Genomic DNA, 16,878 nt, shown 5'->3' on the forward strand with positions numbered 1-16,878 from the left:
TGTTCCTGTCCTCCGGAGTGCGCGACTCGTGTGAACCAGGAGGGTGATTGAGCACGCGAAGCGCTTCCGAGAGGGCATGGAAACTCCGAGGTCCCCCACTCCCCCGCCCTGCCTCTGGAGTCGTCGATGCAGCACAAAGCCGATCACCACGTGCCCGTCCTAGTCGTGGGCGGCTCACTGGTGGGCCTGTCCCTGTCCCTGTTCCTGGGCCGTCTCGGCGTACGGCACATGCTCGTCGAGCGGCACTCCGGGACCTCGATCCACCCGCGCGGCCGTGGCAACAACGTGCGGACGATGGAGCTGTTCCGGGTGGCCGGCATCGAGCCGGACATCAAGACGGCGGCGTCCCTCCTCGCCGACAACCACGGCATCCTGCAGACCCCGACGCTGGCCCAGGACGCGGGCGAGTGGCTGTTCCGGGAGATCGACCCCGGCGGCGGGCTGGCCCGGTTCAGCCCCACGAGCTGGTGTCTGTGCAGCCAGAACGACCTGGAACCGGTGCTCCTGGACGGGGCCCGCGCCCTCGGCGGCGACCTCAGGTACTTCCACGAGCTGGAGTCCTTCGCTCAGGACCCCGAAGGAGTGACCGCCTACGTCCGCGACCGCGACCGCGACGACCTCTACACCGTCCGCGCGGACTACCTGGTCGCGGCCGACGGCCCGCGCAGCCCCGTCCGGAACCGGCTCGGCATCGGGCAGAGCGGCCCCGGCGACCTCTTCGCGAACGTCAGCGTCACCTTCCGGTCCAAGCTGCTCGCCGACGCCGTCGGCGACCGGCGCTTCATCTGCTGCTACCTCACCGACCCCGAGGCCGACGGCGCCCTGCTGCCCGTCGACAACAAGGAACGCTGGGTCTTCCACGCCCCCTGGCACCCCGAACACGGCGAAACCCTGGAGGAGTTCACCGAGGAGCGGCTCACCCGGCACATCCGCCGGGCGGTCGGCGTCCCCGACCTCGACGTGGAGATCACCGGCAAGGCGTCCTGGCGCGCCGCCGAACGCGTCGCCGAACGCTACCGGGACGACCGGGTCCTGCTCGCCGGCGACTCCGCCCACGAGATGTCCCCGACCGGTGCGTTCGGCTCCAACACCGGGATCCAGGACGCGCACAACCTCGCCTGGAAGCTGGCCGCCGTCCTCGACGGCTGGGCCGGTCCCGGGCTGCTGGACACCTACGACGCCGAGCGCCGGCCCGTCGCCCTCGCCACCAGCGCCCGGGCCTCGGCCCGCTCGGTGGAACACAGCCACCCCGGCTTCGCCCCGGCGCCCGGCATCGGCGGCGGCAAGCGCGGCGGCATCCTCAACGTGGTCCTCGGCTACCGCTACCCCGCGGGCGCCGTCGTGGGCGCCGACCCGGACCAGCCGGTCGTACCGGACGGGCTGCGCCTGACCGGGGAACCGGGCAGCAGGGCCCCGCACCTGTGGCTGCGGCGGGCGGGCGAACGGTGCTCGACTGTCGATCTGTACGAGCGGTCACTGGTCCTGCTGAGTGACGCCGGCTCGGCCGCGGGGGCCGCCTGGCAGGCCGCCGGGCGCCGGATCGCCGACACGGAGGGTGTCCGGCTGGCCGCGTACCGGATCGGTGCGGGGCCGGGTGCCGACCTGGCGTACGACGCTCCGGACGGCGACTGGGCCGGGGCCCACGGGACGACGGCCGACGGGGCGGTGCTGGTGCGGCCGGACGGGTTCGTGGCGTGGCGGGCGGCCGGCGCGGCGGCGGATCCGGAGGCCGAGCTGCGGGAGGTACTGCGCGCGGTACTGCGGCGGCGGTGAGTCGCTCCGGTGCCCGGGGCCGGGGCTGGGCGGGGGCGGGCCGCGCGGCTCGGCGTTCACGAGGTCCCCTATGGGGGACCTCCAGCGCTCCCAGTACATGGTCGCCAGCGCCGACAAGGCTCCGGGGCTCGAACTCCCGGAGCGTTCGGTCAACGGTGTCCCGGGCCGGGTGACCCAGCGTGCCGGCGTCGTCGTGACCGTAGCCTCGTCCGACGTCTCCGACGGGCGCGTCACCCGTGTCCGGGCGGTCCGCAACCCGGAGAAGCCACGGCCGTGGGCGCGGCGGGGCTAGCCGGACCTCGCTCCGCGAAGCGGACAGTCGCGTCGGCGGACGAGCGCGCGTCGAGGGCGACGGAGCCACAAGGACAAGCGACGGCCCGCGGCTCGGCGGCGCTGTCTCAGATCCGTACCTCGACGGTCTTCGCCAGCCGGTCGTGCAGCCCCCTGCCGTCCCGGTCCCAGATCAGCGCCGGAATCGCGAGGCACAGCAGGATCGTGCGCAGCACGGCCCGCAGGGGATTGACCGTGCCGGTCTCCAGGGCCACCACCCGGATGCCGAAGAGCCGCTTACCGGGTGTGAAGCCGATCGTGCCGACGGTCAGCACGCTCATGACGCAGAAAACACCCAGCGCCCAGTTGCTGGTAGCCGGGCTGTAGCCGTCCGTGATCAGGCCGTATGCGATCAGGACGCTCAGTGCCCAGTCCACGGCGAGCGCGCCGACGCGCCGTCCGGGCCGGGCGATCGAGTTCGGCCCCTCCTCGGGCAGACCGAGCTGCTCGCCGCGGTAGCCGAAGTCGGCACCGGCCTCTTCCATGGCCGCGCGGGGCCCGGAGAGCCACGATCCGAGTGCTTGCCTGTTGTCCACCCGACCACGGTACTGTGCCCGAAATGACCGGGGTACGGCGGGGTGTCCCGGGGCTAGGGTGGAACGGTGGCCGGTTAACTTCTGCGAAACAAACGGGTCACGCCCGAGAAATCACCCGTCCCTAGGGTCGAGACCAGCGTGTGCCACCGCACTGGCCGCACGAACGATCTACCACCCCGGCGAGGACGGTCGGGAGTAGGAGGAGCTGGATGTTCCAGAACGCCGACGAGGCCAAGAAGTTCATCGCGGACGAGGACGTCAAGTTCATCGACGTCCGCTTCTGCGACCTGCCGGGCGTCATGCAGCACTTCACGGTGCCCGTTGAGGCGTTCGACCCGGACGAGGAGCTGGCCTTCGACGGATCGTCGATCCGTGGTTTCCAGGCCATTCACGAGTCCGACATGGCTCTGCGTGCCGACCTGTCCACCGCCCGTGTCGACTCGTTCCGCCGGGACAAGACCCTCAACATCAACTTCTTCATCCACGACCCGATCACGGGCGAGCAGTACTCCCGTGACCCGCGCAACGTGGCGAAGAAGGCCGAGGCCTACCTCGCCTCCACCGGTATCGCGGACACCGCGTACTTCGGTCCCGAGGCCGAGTTCTACGTCTTCGACTCGGTACGCTTCGCGACCAGCGCGAACGAGTCCTTCTACCACATCGACTCCGAGGCGGGTGCCTGGAACACCGGTGCGGTGGAGAACAACCGCGGTTACAAGGTCCGCTACAAGGGCGGCTACTTCCCGGTGGCGCCGGTCGACCACTTCGCCGACCTGCGCGCCGAGATCTCCCTGGAGCTGGAGAAGTCCGGCCTGAAGGTCGAGCGCCAGCACCACGAGGTGGGCACCGCCGGCCAGGCCGAGATCAACTACAAGTTCAACACCCTGCTGGCCGCCGCCGACGACCTGCAGCTGTTCAAGTACATCGTGAAGAACGTGGCCTGGCGCAACGGCAAGACCGCGACCTTCATGCCGAAGCCGATCTTCGGTGACAACGGCTCGGGCATGCACGTGCACCAGTCGCTGTGGAGCAACGGCGACCCGCTGTTCTACGACGAGGCCGGTTACGCGGGCCTGTCGGACACCGCCCGCTACTACATCGGCGGCATCCTCAAGCACGCCCCGTCGCTGCTGGCCTTCACCAACCCGACGGTGAACTCGTACCACCGTCTGGTGCCGGGCTTCGAGGCGCCGATCAACCTGGTGTACTCGCAGCGCAACCGCTCCGCCGCGATGCGTATCCCGATCACGGGGTCGAACCCGAAGGCCAAGCGCGTCGAGTTCCGCGCCCCGGACTCCTCCGGCAACCCGTACCTGGCCTTCTCGGCCCTGCTGCTGGCGGGCCTGGACGGCATCAAGAACAAGATCGAGCCGGCCGAGCCGATCGACAAGGACCTGTACGAGCTGGCTCCCGAGGAGCACGCGAACGTCGCCCAGGTCCCGACCTCGCTGAACGCCGTGCTCGACGCGCTGGAGGCCGACCACGAGTTCCTCCTCCAGGGCGACGTGTTCACGTCGGACCTGATCGAGACGTGGATCGACTTCAAGCGCACCAACGAGATCGCGCCGCTGCAGCTGCGTCCGCACCCGCACGAGTTCGAGCTCTACTTCGACGTGTGATATCGCCCCAGGTCAGAGCGGGTAACCGCTCCCCTGGGCCGTCTGTGGGCCGTCGGCCGTGTTCTTCCTACGTGGAAGGGCACGGCCGACGGCCTGTTTCGGCCCCGGCGCCGCTTACGACAGCGCGTCGTCCTCACGAGGGCCGTCATCCGCGTCGGGTGCGCCGAATGCGGCGTCGATGGCTCGGCGAGCCCGATCCTGGCTGTTCGGCATGAGGTGCGTGTACGTCCGGAGCGTGAATCCCGGGTCAGAGTGACCGAGGTACTCGGCCAGCGCCTTGATGTTCTCCCCCGAGTCCAGCAGCACCGACGCGTAGTAGTGCCGCAAGGCATGCATGCCGTGCTCACGCGACGGCTTGAACCGCTCCCCCGGCGCCCGTTCCGGAATGACGCCGGCAGCGATCAGAGCGGGCTTCCACAGGTACATGTTGAAGTAGTTCCTGTTCAGCGCCTTGCGCTCCCGGGAGTAGAACAGCAATTTCGCGGTGACGGGCGGCCCGTCCGGGGTTTTCCACGGCAGAGTGACGTCGATGGGGGGCCGGCGGGTGATGTGAGCGGCAAGCGCATCGGACACCACATTGGGCAGCGGCACGTCTCGTAGCTTGCCGCCCTTGGGCGGGGCGAACACCATCTGCGGGCCGACCAGCTTGACTTGCCGCACGACGTGCACGACTCCGTCCACGAAGTCGACTTCATCGACGGCAAGCCCGAAGATCTCCCCCTGCCGTAGACCGCACCCGGCACCGACGTCGACGGTTGTCGCGTACTGGCTCGGGATGTCATCCCGGACGGCGATCACCCGGTCACGTGTCCACGGCTTGATCTTCCGCCGATCCAGCTTGGGCGCCCGCACGGACCCTGCCCGGCAGGGGTTCCGGGCCAGAATGCCGTCGTCCACGGCGGCGCGGAACACAGCGGAGACATTCGCGAAGACCGTCCGCTGATAGGACGCTGCCATTCCGGAGTCTGCGAGGGCCCGCGCCCACGTACGGATATGGGCGGGCTGGAACGCGCTCAGCGAGCGAGACCCGATATAGGGAAAGGCGTGCAGCCGAAACCTCAGCTCCATGTTCACGATGGTGGAGGGGTCCGTGGTCTGGGAGGCCAGCCACTGGGTGGCGAACTCCTTGAACGTCACCTTGCCGGCCGACGGATCGACGTACTGGCCACGGGTCATGTCCGCCGCGATCTGCGTCAGCCACGCTTCTGCAAGTCGCTTCTGCTTGTCCGGGAAGGACTTACTGCGTTCGCTCCCGTCCGGGGCGACGTAGCGGGCCCGGTAGCGCAAGCCGGTCCCGTATCGGTCGGTCTTTACCCTGGTCGTCTTGCCATTGGGTGCTGTCTCGGTCTTGTACCAACGGTCCTGGATGTGACCGGCCATTCGGCGATGTCCTCTCGACATGAGAGCCGCCCGCGGCGGCTCTCCCTGCTCTGAGTTGGTTTGGCTACGCGGCGCCCTGGCCAGCGCTCTTGCGCTGCATGACGTAGGCGCGCACGTCAGCCGGGTCGTAGCGGAGGTACTTGCCGATACGGAAGCCAGGCGGTCCCGTGCGCTTCCTGCGCCACTGGTAGACGGTTTCGAGCGGCACGCCGAACATGTCGGCGACGTCCTCGGGGGTGAGGTACCGGTCTGGGAGACCGCCGCGGAGGGTCACGCGGGGGTCGCTTGAGACAACGGACGGCACGTAGAGACCTCCAGGGAAGGCGGTGCCTGCGAATGGACTCGGTTGGGGGCGACAGCCCATGGCTGTCCGAGGTCCGGATTTCTGCGTCACCTGCGTCATCTGCGTCATTCGCCGCTCTGACCTGCGCATTCGCGGTGACGCAGCACGATGGAGATGCGTCACCGGTGACACAGACCTGCGTCATCGGGTGACGCAGGTGACGCGGGGTGACGCAGGGATCGGCTGTCTGCGTCACCCGTCTCTCGGCAGGTCACCGGCCGTTTTCGGGGTGCGGGTGACGCAGGTGACGCAGCGTCTCTCTACTTCGGACAAAGAGGGGGTTGGTGTCTGTTGTGGTGCGCGACTCAAGGCGTGAAGAAGGAGCCGCTTCGCGGCGCGACCCTCGCAGGGCGGCACCGCCGCCGAAGAGCAAGAGGAGCACGCGGCGCCGGGTGCTCCTCTTGCTTGTGCGAGCGGTCGTTGTGCCGCGCGGTCAGAAGGCCGCTTCCTGCTCCGGCGAGGGCGGCGCGGCGGCCGGCCGCGCGATCTCGATATAGCGGGCACTGTTGGTGCGTCCCCAGTCGATGAGGACGCCCCGGGCGGCGAGGGTTGGCTGTAGACGCTTGAGGCGGTCTGAGAGCACTTTGCCGGTGGTCGGCCACCCTTTAGGCAGGGGACGGAAGTCCTCGCCCGTGTAGAGGCCCGTGAGGCAGTGCAGCCACTCAGCCGACGTCATCCGCTGCTCGGTGCCCGGCTCGATGCCGGCGGCGTGCTTGAGCACCGTCTGCGCCAACAGGTCGCCCTCGATGACGTCGTCGTTGAGGTCGTCCAGGCTGGCCCGGTAGGCGGCGAGCGCTCCCAGACCGGTGGCCGCGTCGAGCTGCGCGCAAACGTGCGCGAAGTCGGCCATGCGCAGGTCGGTCGGGATGTCCGCCTGCGCCGCCCGCACCTGCACGGTGAGGTCCAGGAGAGAGCCGAGGATGACGGGCAGCACTTCTGCGAAGTCGGACCACAGTTCGGCCTCCGTGCGGCGGACGCGGGGGCGCTCCAGCCGCAAGGGAAGGAGTCGTTCGGCGAGGTCGGGCTTGATCACCCCGACGTCGATGCCGGTCAGGAGCAAGGGGCGGCGGTAGCCGACGCGGAAGACGTCCCCGTCGGTGAACAGTGCCCGTTTGACGTCCTCGGCTCCGGTGACGATGCGGCACATCGCGTCGGACATGTCCGGGGTCATGTGGGAGAGGTTGTCCAGGGCGGTGACCCAGCCGGCGGCCACGGCCGTGGTCAGGTTCTCCTCATCCTTCGGGGCCCTGCGCAGGTCCCCGCTCATCCCCTCCACGACCCTGACGAGCATCCGCCCGCCGGTGGACTTGCCGGCGCCCTGCGGCCCGGTGAGGAACGGGGCCGGGACCGGGACGGACGGAGCGAGACAGCCGACCAGCCACGCAATGGCCAGGCACTCCGTCTCCGCGGTGGCGAAGTTGCACAGTCTGAGCAGCGCATCGATGCCCTTGCCGTCGGTGTTCTTGACCGGCACGGGGAGTTCCCCGGTGAGCTGGGTGCGCCGCCAGCAGACCTCGCGCGGGTCGGGGACGGTGAGGTCCCAGCCGGTGGGGTGGATGCGGACGGACAGGCCGTCGCTGCGTCCCAAGTCCAGCCAGGTCGCTCCGTTGTGGCCGGGGGCGACGCGGATGTGCACGGGCTGCACGTCCTCGGTCAGCGCGAGTGCTTCGATCAGGTCCAACGCCTCCTTCAGGGCGGTGCCGTTGAACACCCCGACGCCGTCGCGGAACATGCCGACCATCAGTTCCTGCCGGTGGCTGCCCGTGGTGCCCTGGGAGCGGATCGGGCGGGCCACCGGGTGGCCGTTGCGCTGCGCGTACACGGTCCCGTCGGCGGTGCGGAAGTACCGGAAGTGCGCCTGCGCGTAGTCGGTGATGACCTCGCGGGCGGGGGTCTTCTCGTCGTCGGACATCGTCACAGTCCCAACGTGGTGCGGGCGTTGGTCCACGCGTCCGTACAGTGCCGGGTCGTCTCGCCCTTGGCCTGCGCGGCGGTGAACAGACGGGCGACGTGGGTGTCGGTGAGGCAGCCGCACCGGCCGTGCCTGGACAGCACGGCCAGGAACGTCCGGTACACGGTTGCGTGAACCGCGCTGGACGCTGCTGTGATGCGCTGCTCGGCCATGGCGATCCCACGGTCCAGGTAGGCGGGCGTGCGGTGCGGGCACTCCCCGCCCCCGGCACCGGTGGGCACGACCACAAGCGGCGCCGGGCGGGCCGGGAAAGGCTCCTTCACGGCCAGCGCGCGCACGGCGTCCGGCAGGTCGGCCATCATGCCGGTGCCGGGACCGAGGTAGCGGGTGTAGGACATGGTCGACTTGATGTCGACGCCGGGCCTAACCGCGTTGCGGGAGGTCATGGCGCCCCGGTAGATCCAGTGCTCACCGCGCGTCGTCGCAACGGTCCGGGTGGCAGGCAGGGCGGTACGGGCCCAGGCGATGGCGTCCGCGTCGTCCAGGTCCACGACGGTCAGCCCGGCGCCGCCGGGGTGGTAGCCGACGCACACCGCCTGCCGCCACGCCGCCCGCCACAGGGGGGAGACGATGACGGCCCGGTCGGTGGTGGCGGCGGCCCACGCGTGGCAGACACCGGGGCACCGGCACGGGCCCGGAGTCTTCATGTTCGGCCGGCCGCCGCACGCGTTGTCCGCGCACGCGGGGCAGTTCCCGAACGGCACCTTGCCCCGACGCAGGGGAAGCACCGGCACCCCGGACGCCGCGAGGCTCAGCGCGGTCTGCAGTAACGTCCGGACGCCGTCTCGCCGGATGTCAGTCGGTTGCGTCATGCTGGAAGACCTCCACAGGTCAGTTGAGTGGCAGGTGGACAAGGGCGGCCCCGGTTCTTTGGCGAGAGGGGGCCGCCCTTGGCGTAGCTAGTGGTGCTGGGCCCAGTGGGCGTACTGCTGGCGGACGTAGGCGCGCGGGTCGCAGATCACGGCCGCGTCGTCGACCTCCATGAGGCGGGAGGCGGCCTCCTTGGCGTCCTGGTCGACGTCGTGGAAGCCATCCGGGCTCTCGGTCAGGGCGATGCGGTCCAGCAGGGCGGCCTTGCGCAGCCAGAACTCCCGGCCCAACGGGACGTGGCAGGGCGTGCGGGAAATGGCCTGCACGGCCCACTCGATCTCGTCGCGGATGCTCGGGGCGGTCGCGTAGGCCTGCTCGGGCGTCGGCCACGCCTGTGCGGCGGGGTGGTGCTCGGCGGTGGCGTAGAGGCGGTGGCGGCCGTCGCGGGCCGGGTAGTGGCGCACCGGCCCGGTGGCGAACGCGCTCTGGAGGGCGGCGGTGATGTGACCGGCATCGGCCGGTTCGCAGATGACGCGGATCTCGAACACGTAGGGGCGTCCCTTCTGGTCAGACGTGGAAGTGATTGCGCTTGAAGATCGCCTTGCGGATGTTGACCGTGCTCCCGGCACCGCTCGGGCGGTGGCCGAAGACCTGCACGGCGATGAACCCGCCGAAGATGACGGCGGCGAGGATGATGAGCTGCTGGATGAGCGCGGTGAGCGCGGCGATGAACGTGGTGAGCAGCAGCAGGCCGCCGCACACGGCGAGGAACCCGACGCCTCCGAGCGCGACGTTCACCGCGGCGCGGGAGACGGCCGGCTTGGCGGTCACCGGCTCGGGTTGGACGGGGGTGATGGCGTAGCCGGTGACGACCTGCCCGTCGGGCAGGACCACGCTCGCCACGGTGGGCAGGCTGTGCGGCTGTACCGGCACCAGCGGCGCCGCCAGGGGCACGGGCGGGGTGATGGGGGTGGGGTGGTGGACGTCCAGGGCCCGTTCGGCGGGCGCGTGGGCGGGGTGTTCCGGGTGCATGCGGAATCCCTTCGGAGGGTGCAGCAGGGAGGCTGAGACACCCCCTGCCGAGTGGCGTGCACAGGGGGTTTGAGGGGTGCTGACCTGCGGGCCTCCCTGACTCCCTGATGGATCATTTGTGCTGGTCAGGGCCAGGGAGGTGGGTCAGGGAGGGGTTTAGGGAGTTCTCCCTGCCTCCCTGACACGGGCGGGGTCGCCTCCCTGCCGTCAGGAGGCGGAAGCGGAATCCTCGGCGTTGCGTTCGGCGAGGGCGCGGGCGACGCGGTCGCGCCCGACGACCATGCGGCCGTCGGACTTGTACGGCTCCGCGCCGGCGTCGTCCAGAACGCGGGTGAGGTCGACCGGTGACCAGTCACCGTAGGCATCCGGGTTCAGCGCGGAGAGCCGCTTGATGACGTCCTGGGTGCGAAGCCGGGGCGCGTCCCCGATGACCGCGGCGATGTCCGCGAGCGGGTCGTGCTCCACCGTGCGGTCGATGGCGTGCAGGGTGGTGACGCCGTCGCGCAGCGCCTTGGCCCGCTCGGCGATCTCGGCGGCGGGGTCGTCATCGATGAAGTGCGTGCGCACCGTGATGGACGCCTGCCCGGCGGGAATGGCGATACCGCCCGAGGCGACGACCAGGGCGCCCTTGTCCAGGTCCTGACGCAGCAGATGCGGGGCGGCGCCGCCGTTGACGGCCTTGTCACCCAGCGCCATCCGGGCCTGCGATTCGGTGCCCAGCACCAGGGAGGCGCGGGTGTGGGCACCCTCGCGGACCAGCTTGGGCAGGTTCTGGTCGGTGGGATCCTGGGTGCCCTGCCACATCAGCACGTCCACTGCACGGCCCTGGTTGTGAATCTTGCGGACGGCCATGAAGTACCGGGAAGTGGCCCTCTGCCCGCCGTAGGGGCGGCCGTCGTCGTCCTTGGCCGGGCACATGAACGCCACCTGCGCCTCGTCGACCAGGACGATCAGCGGCGGGAACTTCGCGTTCGGGTCAGTGCGGCGGACCTCGATGCGCCGGTTCATCTCCTCCACGGCATCCTCGACCATCTCGGTCGCCTGGATGACGTGGTCATCGGTCGGGCCCTGGATGAGCACCTGGGCGATGCCGTCGAACATGGCCCAGTCGCCGACACCCTTGAGGTCGGCGAGCCAGAACTGCACCGACTTGTCGAGCGCCAGCCACAGGGCCAGCGCCCGCAGCGAGGCGGTCTTGCCCTGGTTGGACAGACCGGTGATGAGCAGGTGCCGCTGATACAGGCTCAGGGCGGCGGCGTCGCCGCGCAGGTCCTGCCCCCACGGGGCGCGGCCCTTGGCGTAGTCGGCGGTCAGCGACTCGTTCGTGACCAGCGGGGACGGGCCGATCGGCTCGTCCAGCGCCCCGGAGTCGGCGATCCACAGCCGCACCGTGCGGGCCGCCTCGGGGATCGTGATAAACACCTCGTGCTCGTGCCGGGACAGGTTCTCCGCAAGCTTCTTGCGCCTGTTCTGCACCTCGTCGGTCGACACCCCGGAGGGAAGCGTCACGTCGACCTCGACGCCGCACCCGGCGATGACGATCGGGGACAGCATCGAGGCGCCGGCGTCGCCCATCTCCTGGACGGCCTTGCGCAGCGTCGGGATACCGAGGTCGCGCAGGGCCTTGACCACGATGGACGGGGTGATCGGCTCACCCTCGCCGTTGCGGATGTTGGCGGGCAGGGCCCAGTTCGGGGCGGCCTGCTGGTGGCGGCCGACCGACCACAGCGCCAGCAGCGCCAGGAACGGGCCGATCGAGACCAGCGGGCCCCACACGATCTGGACGATGCGGATCAGCAGGGCGATGAACTCGATGACCGCCTGCAGCGGGGTGATGACGTCTGCCGCGTCCTTGTTAGCGATGGCCAGCACGACCCCGAGGGCGACCAGGCCGCCGATGCCCATTCCGGTCGTCACGGCCGCACCCTTGGCGGCGTCGACCGGGGAGTGCAGCAGGTCCATGCGGCGCCGGTGCCGGGCTTCGCGGAAGCGCTGCAGCCGCTCCTCCCACTCCGCGGCCACCTCATGGTTGCCGGCCGCCTCGGCGGCCCGCAGCATCCGCTCATAACGCGAGCCGGTACGGCCGTCCCACGTGCGGCGGGCCACGATCTTCGCCCCGCCGACCACATACGCGTTGTGCCGCACGATCGCGCGGGCGGCGGTCTTGGTCCGCTCATCGGTGACGGCGCGGCGGATGGCGCGCCCGGAGCGCACCCACAGCGGCACCGGAGGCGCGGGCGGTGCGTCAGGGACCACGGTCAGCGTCGTGACCGGGGCCGGTTCGGCGGGCGGGTCGGTGTCCTTGTGCAGGCGTACGACGTTCGTGGACATGCTGGCGAATCTCCTGACTGCCCCGATCGGGGCGGGAGTTGAGGAGAGCTCCGGGGTGGCCGGGCCGGTGGCGCGGCGGCCACCCCCGAGCGGTGCAGGTGCGGGTCAGGCGCCGGCGGGGGCGGTCACCACCAGCGGGATTCCTTCTTGGGCACGAGGTAGGGGTGGCCATGGCGCATGTGGTCCACGCACTGCGGGCAGTCCTCGCGCGGGCCGAGGTGGCGGTGTGCGCGCTGGTCGTGGGCGTGCTGCCAGCACTGCGGGCACTCTCCCGGCGGCGTCTGCTCGGCGGGCACGGTCACCACCAGCCGGAGGACTTCTTGGCGGCCTTGGCCTGCGCGGCCTCGGTGACGATGCGCTGCCGCTCGGTCTTCAACGCGGTGATCTCCGCGATGAGCCGGGTCTCGGCGCTCTGCCAGGCGGTGTCCATCTGCCGGTCCGCGCGGGCGGTGCCGTTGCCCCGGTGCAGGCTGCGCGTGCCGGTCACGACCGCACCGAGCACGGCGCGGCGCTCCCGGCTGTCCAGCGGCCACATCTCGCGGTTCTTGACCGCCTCCAGCTTGCGTTCGTTCTGCTGGATCGCCTTGTCCAGGCGGCGGGTGTCGGGCTTGCCCATGTCAGGCACTCCTCGGCGACGTAGAAGGGGAAGCGCACGGCATGCAGGTGCCGAGCGATGCGGGGATGACGTAGCCCGCGTCCCGCCCGCACTGCGGGCAGATGCGGCGGGCCTGGTTGGCCTTGGCCAGCGCCGCCCACCGTGCCGGCGTCATCGGACTAACCGGCTTGGCGAGGTCGACGCGGTACAGGTAGGCGACCAGCGGGCCCCGACGGCGGCGCGGCCGCTCCAGCTGCGCCGCCACCTCCTGACCACCCTGCCGCAGGCCGCGAGCACGGAGCTGACGGCGGGTGGCGTAGCCGTCCGGGGCGAGCCGCCACCGGTAGACGGGCAGTGCTCCCATCACGCGGCCCGCTCGGCCAGCAGCGCGTCACGCAGCATGCGCGCGTTGACCGGAGAGACCCGCAGGGCACGGCGGATACCCTCGGCCGTCACCCTGGCGTCGGGCCAGTCGGCTACGACCGTCCGTGCCTCGGTGAGGAGCTGCTCGGCGGTGCGCCGGACCCGGGGCGTCTTCGCCGCGTCGGGCACCGTGTAGGTCACCCGGGGCGGGCGGGTCGCCTCAGCCGCCGCCGACCGGCGCTCGATGATCGGGGCCGGGGTCGAGTCGACCGGGATCGGAAGCGCGGGGATCGGCTTCAGTGGCAGGGTCGACTTGCCCGCGTCCGCCGGTACCGGATCGGGAACCGCAAGACGGGTCAAGGTGATCGTGACCGGGGTCGATTCCAGCTGGTCAGCCGTCGACCGAATCATCTCGGTTGTGGTGGATTCCTCCGCATTCGCGGTGGATGCCGGGTCGGTCGGGTCTGCCGGCTGCAGCGTCAGCGTGTCGGTGGGGGTGGTGAACATGCCCGCCAGGGCGGCGTCCGCGCCGGCCGTGACCCGCTCGCGCTGGACATCGAGCAGCCGGGTTCCGAGGATGTGGTCGCCGGTGCCGACCCTGCGGGCCAGCCGCCACGACTTACGCTCCGACCACTTCCGGATGCGGCTGCTGGGGTGGCTGGCGGCCACGGCCCGGTGATAGGCCAACTGCCGCACCACCGTCGCCGCGCGGGCCTCGGCCTCGGCGTCGCGGCCGTCGGTGTGGACGACGATCCGCCGGGCCAGGAACGCCATGCCCTCCGCCGACACACACATGCCCATCGGGGTCACGGCGTAGATCACGGTACGGCCGGCATCCGGGCCCGCCATCGCGGCCATGACCGAGGCGGCGGCGGGCAGCGCCCACAGGCCCAGCCGGACGACACGGGGGGAGGACTGGCCCAGCATGGTCAGCCCGAGCAGGACCAGGCCGAGAACGGCGGTGGCGCCTTCGCCGGCGGCGACCGCACCGAGCGCGGTGCCGGTGCCGTAGGCGTGGCCGATGTTGCTGAACGTGCCGTATCCGCCGATGCCGCCGACGGCGGCCATGATGACGAAGGCGGCCCCCAGTACGACGCGCTGCGGCTTGGTCAGTTCCTTGTGGGTCATGCCGCACCGCCCGGCATGCTCTGGCCTGCCGCGCGGTTGACCAGTGCGACCCGCGCGGCCAGCGCCCGGCGACGGGCCCGGCGGATGCGGCGGGCGTCCAGCTCGGTCGGGACGCGGTCAAGGATGATGATCTGTGCGTCGAGCAGGTCGACGTCCGCCAGGATCGCGGGCATCTCCAGCTCGATCGCGTCCAGCTCCGCGTCCGTCGGCTCCATGAAGTCGGCGAACGCGGTAACAGCGTCCTGAACAGTGACGATGTGGCTCATTGGGTCTGGTTCCTCTCGCATAGGAACGGCCCGAACAGCGGCCCCGGTGTTCCCGCACCGGGGCCGCGCGCCGTTGAAGTTGGAACATCCGGCTCCCCTCGGCACTGCTCGTACGAGACGAGCAGCGGAGGCAACCGGCGCGGCGAGCGCCGCGAGGGTCGAGGTGTGATCCAGTCGCGCGGTCCGCCTTTTCGACTCGGGGAGGCGGGGCCCACCTATGCAGTTCTCAAGCAACGACTGCTTCCTTCGTACTCACCCCTGCGGGCTTTCCTCCGGGCGTTGTTTGTGCAGGTCAAGCAAGCGCAAGGGGGTCACCCCTGGGTTTGCTTAGGGGGGGTTGCGGCCTTGCTTGTTAGGTACCGTAGGCAAAGCCAGGGCTGCGCGCAACCCCCTCTCGCGATAGAGTCTGATAGCCCCCCTAGGCGATGAATGGAGAGCTGTGCACGACGACATGAAGCGAGTCGCTGAGATCGCGGTCCCGGTCGAGCGAGCCAAGGCCGCAATTGACCTGATGGCGACCTATCAGGGGTGGGTGCTGGAGCTGTCCCGCATGCGCCGTGAGGCCATCGAAGAGGCACAGGCGTCAGGCATGACCCAGGCCGAGATTGCCTCGCACCTCGGAGTGAGTCGCGGGCGTGTCGGGCAACTGGCCTCCGCCGGGCCGCCTCCGGAGCGAGCGTTCTTCGGCACGGACCTTGTGACGGTGTCGCTGGGTGGCAAGCCCGAGGCGGGCAAAGGGCCAGACCAGAACCCGAGTGCGGTCGTGGTGCAGGAAGACCTCGACAACTTCGAGCATCTGCGCAAGCTGCTCGGCGGTATGAAGCTTGAGTCCAAGTACGAGGTGATCCCACCCACCGGCATCATCAACCTGAACCGCGAAAACCACGTGGTCATCTGCGGGCCGCGGCTGTCTCCCATCGTCGCCCAGGTGTTGGAGGGGGATCACAACCTCCGGTTTGAGAAAGATCGTGCTTGGCACCTGGTGGACCAGAAGACGGGCGAGACCTACAGGTCCCCGATGGATGAGGACGGCGCAGCAGGCGACTTCGGTTACCTCGGACGGCTCCCGCGTCTGGACGGTCGCGGGACGTTTCTGTACATCGCCGGTATCCACGCCATCGGGGCGAACGGAGTCGTGCACTACTTGGAGCACCACTTGGCAGACCTGTACCGAGAGGTGCGTACGCGGCGCTTCTCCACGCTGATTTCGTGCCGCTTCGACCCCGAGACGCGGGAAGTACTGGAAAGTCGCCGCGTCACCCCGCTGTATCGACACGAGGGCTGATCATGCGCGTGTGCTTTGAAACACAAGGTGGCGGGACAGCGAACCCCAACGAAGATTGGGTAGCCGGCAGTCCGACGCTCGCCATCGTCCTGGACGGGCTCAGTACAGCCGGGCTTTCCACGGGATGCCGCCATGGCGTCCCGTGGTACGTCGCCAACCTCGGGGGGCATCTCCTGGCCGCACTGGCGGATCTCGACCGGCCTCTGACCGAGGGCTTGGCCGATGCACTCGAACGAGTAGCGGCCATCCACCCCGAATGCGACCTCAGTGATCCTGGGACGCCATCGGCCACGGTCGCGATCCTGCGCCACAAATACGGGGTCCTTGAGCACCTGGTGCTCGCCGACTCGCCCATCGTCCTCGACGGCCCCGAGGGCTACACGGTGATCAGCGACCTTCGTGTTGACGACGTACTCCCCGAGCTGCGAGCTGAGGTTGAGAGTCACCAGACCCACACCCCAGGGCACAGGGAGGCACTACAGCGACTCGTACTTGCTCAGCGGCAGGTACGCAACACCCCAGAGGGCTATTGGGTGGCCGGGTCCCGTCCGGAAGCGGCACAGCACGCACTGACCGGCACCACACCGCTCAGGGGCATCCGTTCGGCCGCCGTCATGTCGGACGGCGTGTCGAGGCTGGTCACGGAATACGAGATGGCGACCTGGGCCGACGTCTTCGCCACCCTTCAGACAGGCGGGCCGCGCGAGCTGATTGAGACGGTGAGGAAGACCGAGGCCACGGACCCCACAGGTATCCGGTGGCCGCGATACAAGTCCGGGGATGATGCGACGGTGGCTTATTGCCAGTGGTGACCGCGGGGGCGCGTGGCCCGTGAGAAGCGGGTGCTCGATGGCTCTCCGAGCCCCCGCCTAGGTCAGGTCATGCACCCATCGCCGGGCCGTCGGTGGGCCGTCCGGGGGTGGCCAACGACTACCAACAACGACCAACAACGACAGCGTTTTCGCTGGTCATGACGGTCCCCTGAACAGGGCTCCGAGGTAGCGGCGCTGCATCATCACTTCTTCGACGTGTGATCCTCGACGTGTGACCGGACCGCCCCGCGCGGTCCGGAAACGAGGGCCGCCACCCGGAATCGCTCCGGGTGGCGGCCCTCG

Annotated in this window: 17 protein-coding genes and 1 pseudogene; 5 read left to right on the top strand and 13 right to left on the bottom strand. The window is 69.9% G+C overall.

Annotated features, from left to right (window positions below):
- Positions 1 to 126: 126 nt before the first annotated feature.
- Complete coding sequence (locus tag ACZ7GZ_RS13435) at positions 127 to 1,773, top strand: FAD-dependent oxidoreductase (protein WP_471023741.1); 1,647 nt, start codon at positions 127 to 129, stop codon at positions 1,771 to 1,773.
- A 31-nt stretch (positions 1,774 to 1,804) separates the two neighbouring features.
- Positions 1,805 to 2,065: pseudogene (locus tag ACZ7GZ_RS13440) on the top strand (RNA polymerase subunit sigma-24); the annotation flags it as partial.
- 106 nt (positions 2,066 to 2,171) lie between these two features.
- Here ACZ7GZ_RS13440 and ACZ7GZ_RS13445 read toward each other — a convergent pair.
- Complete coding sequence (locus ACZ7GZ_RS13445; RefSeq protein WP_471023742.1) at positions 2,172 to 2,639, bottom strand: RDD family protein; 468 nt, start codon at positions 2,637 to 2,639, stop codon at positions 2,172 to 2,174.
- A gap of 209 nt (positions 2,640 to 2,848) precedes the next feature.
- Here ACZ7GZ_RS13445 and glnA point away from each other — a divergent pair, with 209 nt between their 5' ends.
- Entirely contained in the window at positions 2,849 to 4,258 is a 1,410-nt protein-coding gene (gene glnA, locus ACZ7GZ_RS13450) for a type I glutamate--ammonia ligase (RefSeq protein WP_471023744.1), read from the top strand.
- Between the two features lie 114 nt (positions 4,259 to 4,372).
- Here glnA and ACZ7GZ_RS13455 read toward each other — a convergent pair whose 3' ends face one another.
- The 12 genes from ACZ7GZ_RS13455 to ACZ7GZ_RS13510 all read right to left on the bottom strand — a co-directional run bounded on the left by ACZ7GZ_RS13455 (position 4,373) and on the right by ACZ7GZ_RS13510 (position 14,478).
- The gene (locus tag ACZ7GZ_RS13455) at positions 4,373 to 5,638 is read right to left on the bottom strand and encodes a tyrosine-type recombinase/integrase (protein ID WP_471023746.1); all 1,266 of its coding nucleotides are present in this window, start codon (positions 5,636 to 5,638) and stop codon (positions 4,373 to 4,375) included.
- 64 nt (positions 5,639 to 5,702) lie between these two features.
- Complete coding sequence (locus tag ACZ7GZ_RS13460; RefSeq protein ID WP_471023748.1) at positions 5,703 to 5,912, bottom strand: helix-turn-helix domain-containing protein; 210 nt, start codon at positions 5,910 to 5,912, stop codon at positions 5,703 to 5,705.
- A gap of 502 nt (positions 5,913 to 6,414) precedes the next feature.
- The gene (locus ACZ7GZ_RS13465; RefSeq protein WP_471024083.1) at positions 6,415 to 7,893 is read right to left on the bottom strand and encodes an ATP-binding protein; all 1,479 of its coding nucleotides are present in this window, start codon (positions 7,891 to 7,893) and stop codon (positions 6,415 to 6,417) included.
- Between the two features lie 2 nt (positions 7,894 to 7,895).
- Positions 7,896 to 8,765 (bottom strand): bifunctional DNA primase/polymerase, encoded by an 870-nt coding sequence (locus ACZ7GZ_RS13470; RefSeq protein ID WP_471023749.1) that lies wholly within the window; start codon positions 8,763 to 8,765, stop codon positions 7,896 to 7,898.
- An 87-nt stretch (positions 8,766 to 8,852) separates the two neighbouring features.
- Positions 8,853 to 9,311 (bottom strand): hypothetical protein, encoded by a 459-nt coding sequence (locus ACZ7GZ_RS13475; protein ID WP_471023751.1) that lies wholly within the window; start codon positions 9,309 to 9,311, stop codon positions 8,853 to 8,855.
- A gap of 19 nt (positions 9,312 to 9,330) precedes the next feature.
- Positions 9,331 to 9,795, bottom strand: coding sequence for a hypothetical protein (locus tag ACZ7GZ_RS13480; protein WP_471023754.1), 465 nt, complete (start codon positions 9,793 to 9,795; stop codon positions 9,331 to 9,333).
- Between the two features lie 207 nt (positions 9,796 to 10,002).
- Positions 10,003 to 12,126, bottom strand: a complete 2,124-nt coding sequence (locus tag ACZ7GZ_RS13485) for an FtsK/SpoIIIE domain-containing protein (RefSeq protein WP_471023756.1) — start codon at positions 12,124 to 12,126, stop codon at positions 10,003 to 10,005.
- 125 nt (positions 12,127 to 12,251) lie between these two features.
- Positions 12,252 to 12,428, bottom strand: coding sequence for a pRL2-8 (locus ACZ7GZ_RS13490; RefSeq protein WP_471024085.1), 177 nt, complete (start codon positions 12,426 to 12,428; stop codon positions 12,252 to 12,254).
- Positions 12,425 to 12,742, bottom strand: a complete 318-nt coding sequence (locus ACZ7GZ_RS13495; RefSeq protein WP_471023759.1) for a hypothetical protein — start codon at positions 12,740 to 12,742, stop codon at positions 12,425 to 12,427. Before ACZ7GZ_RS13495 ends, ACZ7GZ_RS13490 begins: the two co-directional genes overlap by 4 nt.
- Before the next feature lies 1 nt (position 12,743).
- Entirely contained in the window at positions 12,744 to 13,085 is a 342-nt protein-coding gene (locus ACZ7GZ_RS13500) for an RRQRL motif-containing zinc-binding protein (RefSeq protein WP_471023762.1), read from the bottom strand.
- Positions 13,085 to 14,212, bottom strand: coding sequence for a conjugal transfer protein (locus ACZ7GZ_RS13505; RefSeq protein WP_471023764.1), 1,128 nt, complete (start codon positions 14,210 to 14,212; stop codon positions 13,085 to 13,087). The genes ACZ7GZ_RS13500 and ACZ7GZ_RS13505 overlap by 1 nt, the downstream gene beginning before the upstream one ends.
- Entirely contained in the window at positions 14,209 to 14,478 is a 270-nt protein-coding gene (locus ACZ7GZ_RS13510; RefSeq protein WP_471023767.1) for a DUF6284 family protein, read from the bottom strand. Before ACZ7GZ_RS13510 ends, ACZ7GZ_RS13505 begins: the two co-directional genes overlap by 4 nt.
- A 439-nt stretch (positions 14,479 to 14,917) precedes the next feature.
- Between ACZ7GZ_RS13510 and ACZ7GZ_RS13515 the strand changes: the two genes are divergently transcribed.
- Positions 14,918 to 15,763, top strand: a complete 846-nt coding sequence (locus ACZ7GZ_RS13515; RefSeq protein WP_471023770.1) for a sigma factor-like helix-turn-helix DNA-binding protein — start codon at positions 14,918 to 14,920, stop codon at positions 15,761 to 15,763.
- Positions 15,764 to 15,765: 2 nt separating this feature from the next.
- Positions 15,766 to 16,575, top strand: a complete 810-nt coding sequence (locus tag ACZ7GZ_RS13520; RefSeq protein WP_471023772.1) for a protein phosphatase 2C domain-containing protein — start codon at positions 15,766 to 15,768, stop codon at positions 16,573 to 16,575.
- Positions 16,576 to 16,878 lie beyond the last annotated feature (303 nt).

Source organism: Streptomyces sp. NPDC037288 (assembly GCF_055603265.1).